This is a genomic window from Aquimarina hainanensis, from assembly GCF_042684685.1.
In the GTDB taxonomy this organism is placed as follows: domain Bacteria; phylum Bacteroidota; class Bacteroidia; order Flavobacteriales; family Flavobacteriaceae; genus Aquimarina; species Aquimarina hainanensis.
On sequence record NZ_JBHULX010000046.1, the window covers coordinates 15,496 to 32,306 of the forward strand.

Annotated in this window: 19 protein-coding genes; 11 read left to right on the plus strand and 8 right to left on the minus strand. The window is 32.7% G+C overall.

The window, feature by feature from the left end; genetic code table 11:
* Positions 1 to 11 precede the first annotated feature (11 nt).
* On the minus strand, positions 12 to 1,490 hold the full coding sequence (locus ACFSTE_RS21045; protein WP_176031095.1) for a helix-turn-helix domain-containing protein: 1,479 nt from the start codon (positions 1,488 to 1,490) through the stop codon (positions 12 to 14).
* A gap of 218 nt (positions 1,491 to 1,708) precedes the next feature.
* Between ACFSTE_RS21045 and aceB the strand changes: the two genes are divergently transcribed.
* From aceB to ACFSTE_RS21060, 3 genes are all read left to right on the plus strand, one after another.
* Positions 1,709 to 3,307, plus strand: coding sequence for a malate synthase A (aceB, locus tag ACFSTE_RS21050; protein ID WP_378256805.1), 1,599 nt, complete (start codon positions 1,709 to 1,711; stop codon positions 3,305 to 3,307).
* Positions 3,308 to 3,342: 35 nt separating this feature from the next.
* A complete protein-coding gene (gene aceA / locus ACFSTE_RS21055; protein WP_368660055.1) occupies positions 3,343 to 4,620 on the plus strand; it encodes an isocitrate lyase in 1,278 nt (425 codons plus the stop codon).
* Between the two features lie 375 nt (positions 4,621 to 4,995).
* Positions 4,996 to 5,670 carry a zinc-dependent peptidase gene (locus ACFSTE_RS21060; RefSeq protein ID WP_303246381.1) on the plus strand — a complete coding sequence of 225 codons (675 nt, stop codon included), beginning with the start codon at positions 4,996 to 4,998 and terminating at the stop codon, positions 5,668 to 5,670.
* Between the two features lie 209 nt (positions 5,671 to 5,879).
* On the opposite strand, the gene rpe is transcribed toward ACFSTE_RS21060, so the two are convergent.
* The 6 genes from rpe to ACFSTE_RS21090 form a co-directional block, all read right to left on the minus strand.
* Positions 5,880 to 6,542: a ribulose-phosphate 3-epimerase gene (gene rpe / locus ACFSTE_RS21065; RefSeq protein WP_176029024.1), complete on the minus strand. Its 663-nt coding sequence runs from the start codon at positions 6,540 to 6,542 to the stop codon at positions 5,880 to 5,882.
* Positions 6,543 to 6,788: 246 nt separating this feature from the next.
* Positions 6,789 to 6,923, minus strand: a complete 135-nt coding sequence (locus tag ACFSTE_RS21070; RefSeq protein WP_378256801.1) for a hypothetical protein — start codon at positions 6,921 to 6,923, stop codon at positions 6,789 to 6,791.
* A 449-nt stretch (positions 6,924 to 7,372) separates the two neighbouring features.
* Complete coding sequence (locus ACFSTE_RS21075) at positions 7,373 to 7,534, minus strand: DUF2158 domain-containing protein (protein WP_378256799.1); 162 nt, start codon at positions 7,532 to 7,534, stop codon at positions 7,373 to 7,375.
* A gap of 12 nt (positions 7,535 to 7,546) precedes the next feature.
* The gene (locus tag ACFSTE_RS21080) at positions 7,547 to 8,305 is read right to left on the minus strand and encodes a hypothetical protein (RefSeq protein ID WP_378298396.1); all 759 of its coding nucleotides are present in this window, start codon (positions 8,303 to 8,305) and stop codon (positions 7,547 to 7,549) included.
* Between the two features lie 430 nt (positions 8,306 to 8,735).
* Positions 8,736 to 8,963: a hypothetical protein gene (locus ACFSTE_RS21085; protein WP_378256795.1), complete on the minus strand. Its 228-nt coding sequence runs from the start codon at positions 8,961 to 8,963 to the stop codon at positions 8,736 to 8,738.
* A 176-nt stretch (positions 8,964 to 9,139) separates the two neighbouring features.
* Positions 9,140 to 9,820, minus strand: coding sequence for a hypothetical protein (locus tag ACFSTE_RS21090; RefSeq protein ID WP_378256793.1), 681 nt, complete (start codon positions 9,818 to 9,820; stop codon positions 9,140 to 9,142).
* A 549-nt stretch (positions 9,821 to 10,369) separates the two neighbouring features.
* Here ACFSTE_RS21090 and ACFSTE_RS21095 point away from each other — a divergent pair.
* The 8 genes from ACFSTE_RS21095 (at position 10,370) to ACFSTE_RS21130 (ending at position 16,119) form a co-directional block, all read left to right on the plus strand.
* The gene (locus tag ACFSTE_RS21095) at positions 10,370 to 10,543 is read left to right on the plus strand and encodes a hypothetical protein (protein WP_378256792.1); all 174 of its coding nucleotides are present in this window, start codon (positions 10,370 to 10,372) and stop codon (positions 10,541 to 10,543) included.
* Entirely contained in the window at positions 10,515 to 11,303 is a 789-nt protein-coding gene (locus ACFSTE_RS21100; RefSeq protein ID WP_378298398.1) for a hypothetical protein, read from the plus strand. Before ACFSTE_RS21095 ends, ACFSTE_RS21100 begins: the two co-directional genes overlap by 29 nt.
* Positions 11,304 to 11,308: 5 nt before the next feature.
* Complete coding sequence (locus tag ACFSTE_RS21105) at positions 11,309 to 11,572, plus strand: hypothetical protein (protein ID WP_378256788.1); 264 nt, start codon at positions 11,309 to 11,311, stop codon at positions 11,570 to 11,572.
* Between the two features lie 27 nt (positions 11,573 to 11,599).
* Positions 11,600 to 11,821, plus strand: a complete 222-nt coding sequence (locus tag ACFSTE_RS21110; RefSeq protein ID WP_378256786.1) for a hypothetical protein — start codon at positions 11,600 to 11,602, stop codon at positions 11,819 to 11,821.
* A gap of 251 nt (positions 11,822 to 12,072) precedes the next feature.
* Positions 12,073 to 13,251, plus strand: a complete 1,179-nt coding sequence (locus tag ACFSTE_RS21115) for a toll/interleukin-1 receptor domain-containing protein (RefSeq protein WP_378256784.1) — start codon at positions 12,073 to 12,075, stop codon at positions 13,249 to 13,251.
* A 225-nt stretch (positions 13,252 to 13,476) separates the two neighbouring features.
* The gene (locus ACFSTE_RS21120; protein ID WP_378256782.1) at positions 13,477 to 14,190 is read left to right on the plus strand and encodes an Abi-alpha family protein; all 714 of its coding nucleotides are present in this window, start codon (positions 13,477 to 13,479) and stop codon (positions 14,188 to 14,190) included.
* 187 nt (positions 14,191 to 14,377) lie between these two features.
* Entirely contained in the window at positions 14,378 to 15,019 is a 642-nt protein-coding gene (locus tag ACFSTE_RS21125; RefSeq protein ID WP_378256780.1) for a YkgJ family cysteine cluster protein, read from the plus strand.
* Between the two features lie 221 nt (positions 15,020 to 15,240).
* Entirely contained in the window at positions 15,241 to 16,119 is an 879-nt protein-coding gene (locus ACFSTE_RS21130; RefSeq protein ID WP_378256778.1) for a DUF4145 domain-containing protein, read from the plus strand.
* Positions 16,120 to 16,213: 94 nt separating this feature from the next.
* Here the strand turns inward: ACFSTE_RS21130 and ACFSTE_RS21135 are convergent, their stop codons facing one another.
* Positions 16,214 to 16,639: a hypothetical protein gene (locus ACFSTE_RS21135; protein ID WP_378256777.1), complete on the minus strand. Its 426-nt coding sequence runs from the start codon at positions 16,637 to 16,639 to the stop codon at positions 16,214 to 16,216.
* Positions 16,640 to 16,811: the final 172 nt, after the last annotated feature.

Genomic DNA, 16,811 nt, shown 5'->3' on the forward strand with positions numbered 1-16,811 from the left:
GCAGTATTTGGTTATTTTTCGTATTGAGCCATTATTTCTTTTACAAGCATTGCCGTTCTTTTATTCTTTTGTTTTGCTAATAACCTTTTAGGAGGGGCAACCCTAAGATCACAATCGGATAAGGAGCAAGATTCGCATGTAACCCCGACTTTTTCTTCCTTTATCTTAGCGTCATTCACAAAATTAATTTTGTTTTCCAAAGAAGGAGAGATTAAAAAACCAATCCCAATGCTACGGTAAAATTCATTTTTGAATGGGTCTTTAGTGGCCGAAGTAAATACCAGATAACGTTGGTTCGTTTCTACATAATTAGAGATTTGAATGTCAAAAGAATACGTGAGGTCTTTTTGAGCAGTACGTTGCAGTGTTTTAATAGCCATCCATTTTCTACAGTAATGCTCATTGGTTTCATTGGCATGAGGTTGTTGCTGATGTGTGATGTGCAACTCTTTTACCAGGTTAAATTTATTCGTTTTGGGATGATGCGTGAAGCGAAGAAAAAATACATTTTGCATGGCAAAATCTTTAGGAAGAATGTTGGTCAGTCTTTGATAGAAAGATTCGGGAGATGCATTGTATAACTTCATGATTTTGTGAAAAGCTCTTTCTGAGAAATGCTTCATTTCGAAAAGATCTTTGAGATTTTTTTTAAAATGGTCTCTGGGAATAATCAAAGCTCCGGCAAAATAAGATGCGTAAAAATTATGAAGTACTTCTTCAAATTTATCATACTTAATCCATGAAAATGTAAAAGGACGCTCTACTATTTTCATATATTGATATCCAATTTCTTTGGCATATATAAAAGTTCGTTGTGCCTCATCTACCTCCTTTGATAATAATAAGGTTTTACTGGCGGGAACATATACAGACCGGAGATTAATTAACTCTTCCTGTTTGGGGATTCCCTCTTTATTGATGGTGTATCCGTATTCCTCTATCAAAATTTCTTCTAATTCCGTAGAAGTTAGGTTTCCCTGAAGATCTATTTGATAAGAATTCGCAAACCGCAAGGCGTGTGCTTCCAGTTCTATAAAAAAGTTATTGTGTGCCTCCTGGTATGATCGGAGCGAGGCGAGAAAAAAACCTTCCCGGCTCATATTGTAATGTTGAGCAATTTCAAAAATAGTACTGATAAAAGCATTTACTTTAGAAGGAGCATTCGCGATGATGTCAATCAAATCTCTTTGGTGAATTCCGAATAATTCTAATGGAATTTCATCCAGAATTCCCGATTGAAGAATATCCCCTATTGGAGCTAAATTTTTATCGAGTTTTAGAGATACTAATTTGTCATATGGTACATCAAGCGTCTCTGATAACTTGATGATTTTGTCTGTTTTAGGATATTTTTTTCCCTTTTCAATTTCATTTAGGTACGATTTTGATAAGCCACTTAATTTCGATAACCCAAAAAGAGATAGATCCTTTTCTGTTCGTATCTGCTTGATTTTCAATCCAAAAATAAGCCGTATGTATTCTTCTGCAATTGCCATAGAGGCAAAAATAATACTTTATGCGAATATTTTCAAATAACAAAAAATCGCTTTTAGCGAACGTTCGCTTGTTTTGTAAAAAACTTTTTTTTAATATTGTTCTCAGATAATGAGACAATTATGAAATGAGCATGCTGAATGATTTGAAAAAAGTAGAATTATTAAGAGTGCGAATTCCATCTGAACATTGAATAAACAGTAAACACAAACAGATGAAAACACAAACAAGCATTAGCCAAACCATTAGTTTCACAAAAGATGTTAGAAACTATTATCCAGAAATGTTAACAGATGAGGTGTTGGAATTTTTAGAAGCGCTACAGAACCGATTTAATGAAAGAAGATTGCGACTGCTTACAAAAAGAGAAGAACAACAGCAGTTGTTTGATCGGGGAGTAACTCCAGCGTTTTTAGAAAACACAAAAGAAATCAGAGAAGGGAATTGGGTCGCAGGTGCTATTCCAAAGGATCTTCAGGATCGGCGTGTAGAAATTACTGGACCAGTGGATAGAAAAATGATTATTAATGCACTGAATTCAGGAGCAAAAACCTTTATGGCAGATTTTGAGGATAGTAATGCGCCTTCATGGGATAATTGTTTACAAGGGCAAAAGAATTTGAAAGATGCAGTTAATAGAACTATTTCTTATTACAGTCCTAAGAATGAGCGAACATACGAACTCAATAGAGAAATTGCAGTTTTAATAGTGAGAACCAGAGGACTTCATCTGAATGAAAAACATATGTTGATTCATGATAAAGAGGTGAGTGCCGCATTATTTGATTTTGGAATTTATTTGTTTCATAATCACCAGCGATTACAAGCTAATGGAACAGGAGCATATTATTATTTGCCAAAATTGGAGCATTATGAGGAAGCAATCTGGTGGAATGATGTGATCGATTTTTCAGAGACCTATTTAGGGATGAAAAAGGGTAGTGTAAAAGTTACGGTTCTCGTAGAAACCATCACCGCCAGTTTTCAACTGGATGAGATTATCTATGCCTTAAAAGACCATATTGTAGGGCTGAACTGTGGTCGCTGGGACTATATTTTTAGCTACATCAAAAAAATGAGAAATCATAAAGACTTTATCGTTCCGGATAGAGACCAGGTAACAATGACAAGTCCGTTTATGAATGCTTACAGTACGTTAGTGATTCAGCGATGTCATAAGCGCAATATTTTGGCAATAGGAGGAATGGCAGCCCAGATTCCTATAAAAGGAGATGAAGAAAGAAATGCAAAAGCTTTTGAAAAAGTTAGAATTGATAAAGAACGGGAGGTACTGAATGGACATGATGGAACATGGGTTGCTCATCCTGGGTTAGTAGCATTGGCAATGCAAGTGTTTAATGCCAATATGCCAGGACTAAATCAACTAGATGTACACAAGAATGAAGTGACTATTACAGAAGAAGATCTGTTAGAAATTCCCAAAGGGACTATTACAGAAGAAGGTATTAGAAAAAATATAAATGTTGGAATTCATTATATAGCGACCTGGCTAGGAGGGAATGGAGCTGTGTCTATCTATAATCTGATGGAAGATGCCGCAACAGCAGAAATAAGCAGGACTCAGATATGGCAATGGTTAAAAAATGAAGTGACGTTGGACGATGGGAGTATATTTAATAAACGCCGATTTAATACCCTTTTTGAGGATGAACTATTGATCATTAAAAAACAAGTAGGAGAACAATTGTTTATTAAAGAAAATTACCTCAATGCGATCTCTATTTTTAGGCGATTAGTCATAGCAAATGATTTTGAAGAGTTTTTGACGACAAGAGCATACCAATATATATAACAACACAAACAAATTAACTTAAAAATTACGGAATTATGAACGCAAAACAAAAAGCAGAAGAATTGTTAATAGATTGGACAACAAACCCCAGATGGAGAGGGGTAGAGCGCCCTTATTCTCCAGAAAAAGTGGTGCAGCTTCAAGGATCGTATGCAATTGAATACAGCATTGCGAGACAAGGAGCAGAAAAATTGTGGATGAAGCTAAAGACTCAGGATTTTGTAGCCGGGTTAGGAGCTTTGACAGGGAATCAGGCTGTGCAGGAGGTAGAAGCAGGATTAGAAGCGATTTATCTGAGCGGATGGCAAGTTGCTGCCGATGCAAATTTAGCAGGAGAAATGTACCCGGATCAATCTCTGTACCCCGCTAATAGTGTTCCGCAAGTGGTAAAAAGAATCAATAATGCACTGTTAAGAGCAGATCAAATTCAGGTAGTCAATCATGTGAAAAACAAGAAAGATTATTTAGTGCCAATTGTAGCAGATGCTGAAGCTGGGTTTGGTGGAAATTTAAATGTGTTTGAACTGACGAAATCAATGATCGAATCAGGAGCAAGCGGGATTCACCTGGAAGATCAATTAAGTTCTGCTAAAAAGTGTGGACACTTAGGAGGAAAGGTATTGGTTCCTACTCAAGAAGCAGTAAACAAACTAATAGCAGCTAGATTGGCTGCTGATGTAATGGGGGTTCCTACCGTTATTATTGCCCGAACTGATGCCGATGCTGCTAATTTGTTAACCAGTGATATCGATGAAAGAGATCGAAAATTCGTAACAGGAGAACGTACTGATGAAGGTTTTTTCTATGTAAAAAATGGAATAGAACAAGGAATTGACAGAGGACTTTCATACGCGCCATATGCAGATTTAATATGGATGGAGACCAGTACTCCTGACCTGGAACAAGCAAGAAGATTTGCAACAGCAATACATGCAGAATATCCGGATAAGATGCTGGCGTATAATTGTTCTCCTTCATTTAATTGGGCAGCAAAACTTTCTGTAGAGGAAATGGAGGTATTCAGGGAAGAGCTGGCTTCGATGGGATATAAATTTCAGTTTATTACTCTGGCAGGTTTTCACGCATTAAATACCAGTATGTTTGAGTTGTCAAAAGCTTATAAAGAACGAGGTATGGCAGGGTATTCAGAATTACAGGAGCGAGAGTTCGCGTTACAAAAAGAAGGCTTTAGAGCAGTAAAGCATCAAGCATTTGTAGGAACAGCTTATTTTGATGAGATACAACAGGTGGTTACCTCAGGAAAAACAGCAACAGCTGCAATGCATGGAAGTACGGAAGAAGAACAATTTTGAATCATTTGCGCCAAAAATTGTGAGAATACCTCATATTGCTAAACCTGATAGTTATTGACTAAAAAGGAAATATGTAATATGGGGTGTTTTTGTTCTTTTTTCAATAATAAATGGAATTTAATAAGTTGATGATACTGTGTTTTTGCAATAAAAATGCTACATTAAGGGGGGAATTAATAAAACATTTATTTGGAATACGGACTGCTATACCTGTTTTTGTATCAAGAACATGAGGGACCGAAAATCAATCCGATTTTTGGAGGGGTTGCTGTATTTATAATTTTTTCGATCTGCGTATATTATGTGCTCCGCTATTTGGAAACTATTTATGTGAAGTTTTATAAAAGGCCTTACTTTATTCACTGGTATTTTCGAATGAGAAAACTGCCTGATGCTATGAGGCGCTTTTTAGAAGAAAATACATTTTATAAACAATTGAATAAGCGCAAAAAACAATACTTCGAGCATAGAGTAGCTTGTTTTTTAGATACAACGGATTTCGTAGGAAGAGAAGAAATGAAGGTTACGGATGAAATGAAAATGAAAATTTCGATGATTGTTATTCAATTAACCTTCGGAATGAGGAAATATCTCATAGAGTATCTAACGACTATTATTTTGTACCCCAGTACTTTTTTTTCTGTACTCAATCAGCGAGAGCATAAAGGTGAGTTTAATCCCAGATCTAAAGCATTAGTACTTTCCTGGGAGCATTTTCAGAATAAAAATCAGAAAACTTTGGATAGTAATTTAGGGATTCACGAGGTAGCACATGCAATTCATTATACGGCTATAAAAAATACAGATATCAGTGCAGAGATTTTTTATGATACTTTTCTAGAGTTGGAGCAATACTTAAATTCTCCGGAAATGAAAGAGAAAGTTTTAAAGGCGAATATCCTTAGAGCCTATGCTTTTACTGATAAATATGAATTTGTCGCAGTACTAATTGAGGTTTTTATGCTTTCGCCAATGAAGTTAAAGACACATCTTCCCAAGGTATATGATTATGTGAGTCAGATGCTTAATTTTAGATATTTTGATGAGTAAGTCTAGGGTTTTTGAAGCTTCGATATATGTTGATTTACGCGGGTTGATCTTGTTACGTAACTTCTTGTGTATGAATACTTCCTTTAAATAAATTAATGTACTGTTATCATAGTATTAGTAGTAGACGACGCTGTTTTTAGTCATAATATTATGCGCTAAAAAAAGCGAGTTTTAAAACTCGCTTTTCTCATATTTATAAACTATGTTTTTTAAGAATTGGCAACGGCTTTTAGTTCTTTTATAGTTTGTATTTGATCTTCACTTTTAAAGACAAAGCTTCCTGCTACTAATACATCAGCTCCGGCATCTGCAAGTTGCTTAGCATTTTTACTGGTAACTCCTCCATCAATTTCAATTAAAGTAGTTGCTTTTTTTCGGGTAATTAACTCTTTTAACTGAACTACTTTGTTGTAAGTATTTTCAATAAATGATTGTCCTCCAAAACCAGGATTTACGCTCATTATGCATACCAGATCGATTTCAGTAATAACATCTTCTAATAAGGATATATTAGTATGTGGATTTAAAGCTACTCCGGCTTTCATGCCTTCTGCTTTGATAGCTTGTAATGTTCGGTGCAAATGTGTACAAGCTTCGTAGTGTACAGTGAGTATATTGCTTCCTAAATCCGCAAATGTTTTGATGTACCTGTCAGGGTCCACGATCATAAGGTGAACATCGATTGTTTTAGATGCATGTTTTGCTATATCTCTAAGTACAGGCATCCCAAAAGAAATATTCGGGACAAATACACCGTCCATAATATCAATGTGAAACCAATCTGCCTCACTTTTATTGATCATTTCGACATCTCTTTGAAGATTAGCAAAGTCAGCAGCTAATACAGAAGGAGCAATTAATTTTGAACTCATAAAAATTGTGTTGTTTTCGGCAAAAATACTATTTGATTTGAAAACACAAACAAGTTTTGATAGAACTTTTGTGTAAAATAAAAAGAAGAAACTCCTGAAAATCCATCTTTTGGACAAGGATAACGAAAAGCTGTATACAGGAAATAACTTTAGGAGAATCAATATGAATCAAATACTTAGTAACTCTTATCTATAAATCCTCATTTAATAATTTATCGGTAACAAGATTGTGATACTGTTAAGGAACTAACTATCCTCTGTCTTTTTGTTCCAATCATCGAGCTTTCCTCCTCCACAATAAATAAATGGTCCAGTATACTTCACTTTCATCGTGTTTACTTTTCTGTTTACTTTTAAGATTCGTTGAAGCGTTTTCGACATGATTTCTTTTTTGATTATTTGTTGAAACCATTGAGAATACAGGGATTTACGAATAAATACACTTAGGTGTGATAAGTGTGTTATATGAAAAAACCTCCGGGTAATCAACCGGGATCACTGATTTTTTGAATCGGTAAATATTAGATATACAGGTATTTACAAATCTAATAAGTTGCCTTGTTTATCAAAAATGTTTACTTTTTTGTTTACTTTTTTGTTTACTTTTGTTAGCTAAAGATATAAAAAAACACAGATATAATCTTGGAATTAATAGTCCAGTCAAAAATTTAACCCTCAGATTAGAAAGATTTGCCGTTAAAGACCCGAAAACACTTTTGAAGTACAAAAAAACAAGTAAAGAAGCGGTTGTTGCTGCAGCAAATAAAATATGGTAATAGGTGGACATTTTTGTTGACCATACCCCGACTATCATCGTCGGGATTATCATTTTAGTTCTTTGTTAGTAATTTACCCGGAAATTGCCCGTGCATTTCATGACCTAATCTGTTAATCCATTTGCAAGACACATATTCATTATTGTCTACTGAGGTAACGGTCATTTTTGTTTCGCTATCTTTTAGCTTTACAATGTCGTCTTTTTGAAATTTCATGCGATTGTTGTATTAGAAAGCATACCCCATTTTTACACAAACAGTAAAATAGAAGAGAATTGCAAAAAACAACATGATTAGTATCTTATAAGAAATGTCTTTAAATGAATAGAAATAATGTATAACCTTGTCTTCGTTATTTTTGTCACTATCTTTTGAATCATCGTCTGAATCATCGTCTGAATCATCAGAAGGAATAAAAAGGAAGGTAAATTGATTGACCAAGAAAAAGAAAAAAAGCTTACCCCAGAATGATGTTTTGTTCATGTATTCTTGAATCAAAATGTAATCTGATTCTACAAAATAATAGTAAGCATGCCAAACCAATAAAATTAACACAATCCAGTTTCGTATAATGGTAGAAATAGAATATGCCTTTTGCATATTTCGTTTTTTTTTCGAAAAAGGGTCTGTTATATACGTAAGGTTTATGTTGATTATATTAGAAGCGTTTATAATAAAGACGTCTCCTGGAATATTGATTGGCTTGGTTTTTTTGGTTTCCTCACATTTTTTATACCGTTTTGCATTACCTAAGTACAGTTTATCCAATTCGGACACATCATCTATACTAAGATCATAATCTAAGACGTATCCTGTGTAAAGCTCTCTTTTGTTTTCTTTTATATTGACTAAAGCATCAGCAAAAACAGTTAAGTTATCTCTTTGGATATCCCCAATGGTAGAGAAAATAACTTCGGATTTTTTTATTTTATCAAACTGAAGTAGTTCTCCACTAAGAATGTAGTACCATTGGTTTTTAAAACGCAATATTTTGAATTTTCTATCAAGTTTTGTCCATCTTATTATATTATATAGTAAATATCCAATAAGTGCGGAAAATGCAAAAACAGCGATCGAGTATATGAAAAAAGTATGTATGTTGTAGTTTAGGAAATCCTCAGTAACACAATCAACGCTTTTGTCAGCGCCAAGTGTCATATCTCTAAATATTGTGAAAACTGTGAAGTTATCAGGAGTTGTTTTCGATATCCATTCACCATAAACCACAAAACATACTAACTGAATACAGATACCTGGAACAATGCTATAAAAGATAGAATGAATAACAGGATCTTTAGTGTTAAATTGCTTAGAGAATTCTCCTGAAAAATAGAATCTTCTAAAAAGTATGCCGGGGATAACAATTGAAACAAAAAAAGCTATGAAGCCTAGAGTTAATTGCATAACTAAGAATCAACTAAAGTATTTCCTTTAAACGAGTCTGGCTCCAGTCTTTTGTTTCTTTGTACTCTGCAACAGCTTCATCGAGTATTTTAGATTTTTCAGGATCATCCAAGATCCTTAGAATCTCAGGAGAAATGATTGAAGTTCCTGTTTTTTCGTTTAGGGTAGCACGAAATTCATTGATACTAGAAACAATCGAAAGTATTCCTAAAAATTTTAATATCTTTTTAGTGTATTTCATGTTGTGAATTCATTGTTGATTCAAATAGAATCGCGTTGCAAATATATTAAATATAGTCATTTCTTGTTCTTTTGTCAAGTCTTTTTTACTGCAACTACAGATTAAGTGTCACAGAAGGTGTGTTTTAAGGTACTAACGGCAGTGTTAAATATATTGATTAGACTATCTCTTCATGATTAACGCGCATTTTTTTTCAAGTAAATATTCTCAAATACCCTAATCAAACGATTCTTGTGTTTTTTTCTAGAAATAGCATATTCTTTAAAAAAAGCCATTTCCATATAAACTAATAAAGAGATAAACATAAGAGAGATTCCAGCGATTAATTTAAATGCTTTCAGATAGTCCTCAAAACCATTAGCGAAATTACTAAAGCCACCCAAAAATGCCCCAACACATACACTCAAGATCATCACAATTCCATTAGTAAGTATAAAGTAATTATATTTATTGATTTCAGAGTTATTTTTCAAGCTATCAATTATAAACAATAGATTGTCATTGCTCAAATCAATTTTTCCTTTTATTTCTTTCTTTATTATTTTCATTCTAATCTTTACCAAAGAACTATAATCCCAATTACCATTCTCAAGTAGGGAATGTTTATAATGCTTTTTTATAACTCGTTTGTTTTTATCCATTAAATACATACCAGAAATGATATAAAAAATAACCCCAATAGGCAGGCACCATACCTCTTTAATTTTAAAGCCATTAAATATCCAATAAAGCATAATAGACATACCTATCAAAAACAAGGAAAGACCTATTAGTCCCCAAGTAAATTCATACTTAGAATAGATTAGATTTCTGAAGGTGATTTTTTTATCAAGTTTTAATATCTCTTCTATACTCATTTCGTTTCGTTAATTAAAGACGCTACATGTAGCGATGTTGACGTAGCTATAAAATTATATGATTTAGTGTTTTCTTAAAAAACAATCTACTGAAACTACAGAAAATAATTTCTGGGAGATAATTCCCTGTCAGAGAGAAATTTCCCTGCTGAAAATGTTAAAAAATTGATATTTACGGCAAAAACACCGTTGCTTTACGGAAAACCGTAAAAATTTGTTTTTTACAAGTAGTATATTGCTTGTTTTTACTGATTTGACTGGGCTGAAGAGATTTCGTACAAGCGTTAAAAATGCGGTAAAACCGTAAATTTTTTTACTATAAAATATGTAACTTGCCAAAGTTTTAACAAAACACCTTTACCCCGATTACACACAAGTATTAATTAAAAAAAAGTTAAACAAGAAAAAAGACAACCCACTTATACGAATGACACATCTACTAGTATAATATAGTAAACTACTATATTTATCGATTTTTCCTCCTTTATAATTAGGTAGTTATCTAAATTTGTGGAAACAAATTAGATAAACCCTAAAATTAAAATAAAGATGAAAAATTTAGTAATTGTATTCGGAGTATTTGTAGCGCTGTTCATTTCTTCTTGTGAAACAACGAACATTAATGATGAAATCGGAGAAATCGAACAAACAGAACTACAAGGAATCGAGCCCGGAGACGACGGAGCAATCGACGATGGAGACAGAAGGGAAGACGGAGAGTAAAAGCATATTACCTTATATAAAGGGGTTACTTGCTTTTTTGCTAGTAACCCTATCTTTGTTTCATGTATTTTTTAACAGCAAATCTCCCAAAGTACCTGCCAATAACAAGAAATACAATGAGGCAATTGCGTATCGCAACACTACACAACAAAAGTACCTGGAAGACTTAAAGAGTAAAAAACTAAGTGTTGATGAGTATTATACTCTAACTAAAACACTAATAAATACTTCCAAAAAACAAATCAAATCAATAAACAAAGAATTAGGAGAAATCAACAAAGAGCACTCCTTCAGAGGTCGTAACAGCTTTCATTTCTGGATATTCGTTTTTGGACTTGTAACCGCCTTGTTTTTCTTTTCATGCAAGTCTTTAAAGGACGATATCTCAAGAGGCTCCACGTTTAAATTTCAACTAGTTTCACTGTCTGGAATATTAGTTTCAGGCTTTTGGGCAATCCACCTCCTTTTCCTTACCCAAAAAGACTTTTCACAAAATAAATACCTAGGGCTAATCTTTGTATGCGCTATATTATTTAGCGCGTTTACTTATTTTCTAGTCAAGTATTATACCTATAAGGATCAGATCATATACAAGCAATTATCTTTTATCGAAAGAATTAAGAAAATATACTTCGCAGAGCTTGCCTTTAGAGCAAGATACGCTGAACGAGTAGGAGAAGCCTACAAATCAGAAAAAACAGTTAGAGACTGTATCGATGAGTTTCAAGATGATTTAAAGCAAGTAACTTCTAATATATAAAGGACATGATTAAGAGATTATTAGAGTTATTTAAAAGGAGAAAATATCTAAGCACAGAAAAGCTTAGAGATCTAAACCGGGACTACAAGGAGCGAACTGAAAGAAAAATCGATAAAGAAATTGAGGACAAGCTAAAAACCTTCTCATTGGATCATATTGAAGAAAAGCGTAAACGTATAGAAATCGAAACATTTCTTGAAATAATGGTAGAGTGCCCTGAGCGATACACAGAAAGTGAGATTACTAAAATCATGAGCGAAATAATTTAATTACTTAATATACTTAAAACCTAACCAATGACTAAAAATTCATCTAGCCACCCTGTTAGACAAAAATTCGAACAGGAATATGGAAATCTTAACAATGAAGAGTTGTTAAAAGAACTGTTGTTCTCTCAGAAATTAACAAATCAAAGATTAGAAAAAATACGCTCCAATACTTCTTTACTTATTATAATAGCTATTCTACCTATAATATTAGGCGCTGTTCTGTTTTTCATGAATAATGGAGGTAACTAAATCATATTAGTATTTTGAAAAGAAATCAATATTTTAATTTTCTACCTTTCAAAAAGCCCAAGGTAACAAATAAGAGCTATTTAAATGGGCAAAATAAGGATAGAGAGAATATTTTTTCTGATTGGCATCGAGTAGGGAAGGATATAGAATCAATTATTGATATTTCGTAAACACGAGAAAACATATCTAATAATGAGTATTACTAACGAATTAGAGAAAACCGTTTGATTTAGGAAAAATATAATGAAAATATGTGTACCGGTACACATATCCAATTGTTAGCAAACATTAAAAACAAAATGCTGGAATTTCATCTCGACAAGGAATATCAAGATATAATTGATAAGGAACAGTTACCTATCGGGAATTATTCATATGAAACTTTTCTTGGTGCTGATATTATCTTCGAGAAAAATAAAAAAACAGGACTTTGGGACACAAAAGTTTATGCACGAATAAGACATACTGCATTGGAAAGATTAATGATTATTTCATCATTAGGCAGTATTAAAAGAATGGAAAACATGTGGTATGCTGACCATTCAAGTCCTTTCAGCGTAAATGGACCGCTATTATTGAAAGAACTTCATTTAAATGATGAAAAATCTAAAGAAGTAGCTGAATCAGTAATGTGTGATTTAAGAGATAGTTTTCATTATACGATTGAGGCAAATTATTTATTAGAAAAAGGGTATTTAACTTTAGACGATTTACGCGAATTAGCTAAATACTATCAAGAGGTTAGTGTAATTAACCCAATGTTATTTCAATTTTTATCAGCTGTTGCTGTAACAAGAAAAAATGGAGGAAGTGTTTCTTATTTTAATGATATTCTCGTATCCCTTAAAAGATATGAGCTTTTAAAAATAATTGATGTTCACGAGGAAATAATTAACAACAATGAAATTACTAATGCAGATATAAGAAAGACCTTCAATTTATTATATCCTGACTTAGAAAATGTAACCAAAATATTAAAATTAACATCCGAAATGGTATTAGAAAATAATGACCACTCAAAGAATGAATATCACGTAGCATTATCATTCGCTGGAGAAGACAGAAATATTGCGAAAAAATTTGCAGATGCTTTAACGATTTCGGGATTTAAAGTATTTTATGATGAGTATGAACAATCTAAACTTTGGGGCAAAGATTTGTATTCTCATCTAAGTGAAGTTTATGGTAAAAGAGCAAAATATTGCTTAATGATAATTTCTAAATCTTACTCTGAAAAATTGTGGACTAACCACGAAAGAAAATCTGCGCAAGCAAAGGCATTTGAACAAAGTCGTGAATATATATTACCACTACGACTTGATGAAACAAAAATTGATGGAGTAAATTCAACAGTTGGTTATATCGACTACCATAAGGTAGGTTTTGACGAAACGTTGAGTTTATTGAAGCAAAAGTTAGCGGAGGAATAACGTTTGCTAACATTGTATATAAAAAATAGCGCAAGTCATTGCTAACACAAAGGTCTGGGCGTTTTTGGAAAGTCGCCAAATTTTTAAATTTGACGATTTCCAATAAAAAGATAAATAGTAAAATTTAAAAATTCGGCTTGTGTTTATCCGAAAAGTTACAGCTTATTTTCAGCGCTACTTTTCATATACGGAGCCGTTGTGCATAATATAAAAGAAGAAGCTTTAATGGAAGAACAAGAAAATAACCAAACAAGTAAAAGTCTTGATTTAGTTGGATTAGGAGAAACTGCGAAAGCAATACCTAAAGAAGTCTATGTTGAAACTACCAAAGCATTAATTGATTCTTTCAACAAAATTGTCGCACCGATAACCGAGACTACTAGTGGCTTTGGAAGATATATTAGACAAAAGTTTGACAATATGGTTGATGCTGAAAAAGCGGTTGGTGCTTATACTATTCAAAAAGCGGTGGAAAAAGCTCAACTAAAAGGACAATTGAATTCACCTAAACATTTGAAAAGTTTTGTAAAATCATTTGAAGAAGCTTCAAAAGAAGTAGACCCAACGTTGCACGAAATGTGGGAAAACATTCTTGCCAATCAACTAATTGATTCAGAATTCCACCCAAGGTATGTGAATATTCTATCAAATTTCAGTGCTTCAGAAGCTGAACTACTTTTGAGGTTAAACACATTTGAGGAAATTGGAAAAGACCATAGCGGTTACTTTGGTTCTCCTCGAAACTTTAATCATTATGTATTAAAAAATCATGACAAGGAATTGAATACGTGGACTTATTCCTGCAACGTATTACTTGAGTTTGAACTAGCAGAAGTGCAAGCACCAAATCGTGAGATATACGAAGAGTCAGATAGAGTCACTATTCTTTATATAACCAATTCAGGAAAGAGGTTTCTGAATGCTGTAACTTTAAAATAAATACTATGCACAACAATGGCTATAAGTAATTGCTTGTTCTCGCCTACTTTGGAAATTCCTGCGGAATTTCCCACTTGTTGCGTACTTGCAAATTTCGTGGCACACCCGCGCAACTACTCATAGCCGAGACCGTTGTGCAACATTTGTGAGCAAATTCCTGAAAATATAATTTATGCTGAATTTCTTAATGAAATACTGGAGTAAAATAGGTTTCTTAATAATGCCTGACCTTTATAAAGAAAAATTTAAGCAAAACTCTTGGTATATCAATTTATACCAAAGTTATGACATTATTAAACTCAAAAAAGCATACAAAAAAGATAGAAAAAACAAAGGAGTTATTAGTGCAATTGAAAATGTATACAGAAACGTAGATAACTATATGAACGAATATCGCAAGTTTGAAAAACCTAAAATTACTTGTGAAAAAGGTTGTGCTTTTTGTTGTTCTAAAGAAGTATTCATTTCAGATGACGAGGCAAAAGGAATCTATAATTATGTTACAAAAAATAAATTGAAAATTGATTTAAACAAAGCAACTCTTCAAGCAGTATCTAAACAAAATTTACCTTTAATTCATCGAGAATGTATATTTCTAGATACGGAGTCGAAAGAATGTAAAGTGTACAACTTGAGACCTCTTAGCTGTAGAATGTTACTTGCTTCAAGTGAACCTAAGTTTTGCCAAGATAACAAAAAAGGCAATCCTTTTTATTTTTTATTACCAAAAATGGAAAATATTAAGACTGCTGTTTGGAATAGTTCGATATCAGGAGTTTTACCAGCAATGATTTTAAAACAAGTACAAGAAGAAAGAATGACCAAATAAAAACGTTGCACAACACGGTGTATAAAACATAGCTAATAAGTGCTAAATTGAGAGGTTCGTGCTTATTTACAAAGACCGCCAAATTTTTAATTTGGCTTTTAAAAAGAGAAAAATTAAAAACAAAATATAAAAATTCGGCTCTGTGTTAATTCGAAAAGTTAGTGTCTTTTTGCACGCTACGTTCCATACACAAGTCCGTTGGCAGTAATTAGAAATAGCATATGAGTAAAAGAACAAAAAGTTATTGCATAAGATGTAATCATAGAACAAATCATAATATTCTATTTAAACATAGTATCAGAAGCGATAATGAAGATTATGATTATGCAATTGATTATATGACTGTAGAATGTATGGGGTGTGAAACAGTTTCTTTTAGAGAAAAATTTATTGATATTGATTCTGCTTATCCTGACCAAAACGGAGAATGGATACCTGATATCACCGTTGAAACATATCCCAAAAAGTTAAGAGCCACAAGGAAACTTAAAAATATACACATACTGCCAAAAAGGATAAAAATTGTCTACGAAGAAGCTATAAAAGCATATAATGCAGATTGTTTTATTCTTACTGGCGTAGCCTTTAGAGCTGTAATTGAAGCTATATGTCTTGAAAAAGAAATTGCTGGTCGAAATCTAGAAAAAAAAATTAATGCACTTGTAAGAAACAAGTTAATAACAGAAAAAGAATCAAAAAGACTTCATTCTATTCGTTTTATTGGAAATGATTCTGTACACGAAATGAAAGTTCCTAAGGAAGAAAGTTTAAGCATAGTTCTTAATATAATCGAACACTTATTAAACAATCTATATTTGATTGATTATAATAGTAAAAACTATCTAGAAACTGTAATTGACCAATTCACAGAGTTTACAGAATTATTAAGTTATACCATTCCGAAATTTGAAAGTGGAGAAGAAATACCTTTAGCAAAAATATTAGGCAAAAAAGTCAGAAGGCTAAACGGTAGAATAAGTGATTTTGAAAATGAATTAATTTCAAAAATAAACTCAGGAGATTATGATTTATTAAAAATTGGGAAAATTGACACTTATGGAGAAAGCACTAGTCAATTCCAGCATTTTAAAATAAAATAACTGTTGCCAACAAGGTGTATAAAACATAGCTAATAAGTGCTAAACCGTTAATGAAGTAGTTTGAAAAAACAATTACCAATAACACGCATAAGACTTACACGTCTTTCCCCTGGTACTTCTTTGCTATTTCTTCTTTTAGCTTCTTAAGAGCTTCGTTCTTCTTTTCTCGCTCTTCATCCGTCATTATTAGTTCCATAGTCATTCGAATGTAGTTCCGGAATGTTTTTAATTTAATTAACTCTTCAGTATTGTCTACTAGATGTTCTAAGAGAGAAGAAGTACTAAGAGTGCTAAAATCTGTACTATCTTCTTTTAGCATACTGCCTTCTCCGCTTCTAATCCATTCTTCACTATAATTCCATTTATTCGAAATTGTTTCGATATAAATATCCTTAACTACACTATTCTTTCTAAGATTTCGAGCTGTAGCTTCAGTTACACCTAAAGATTTTCCAAACTCTTTATTGGTAAGGTTCAGCTCAGTTATAATAGTGTCTATACGACGGTTGATATCATTCATGCATATAGAAATTAGTAATAATTTCGAAATAATCGAAATTGTTTTTGGTTATAATCGTAATAATTACGATATTTGTATCATAATACTACTACTACTAACACAAAGCAGTATTAAAAATTAACAAAGTCAACACAAATATATGCAAAAGTCGAACAAAATATCGCACAAAACC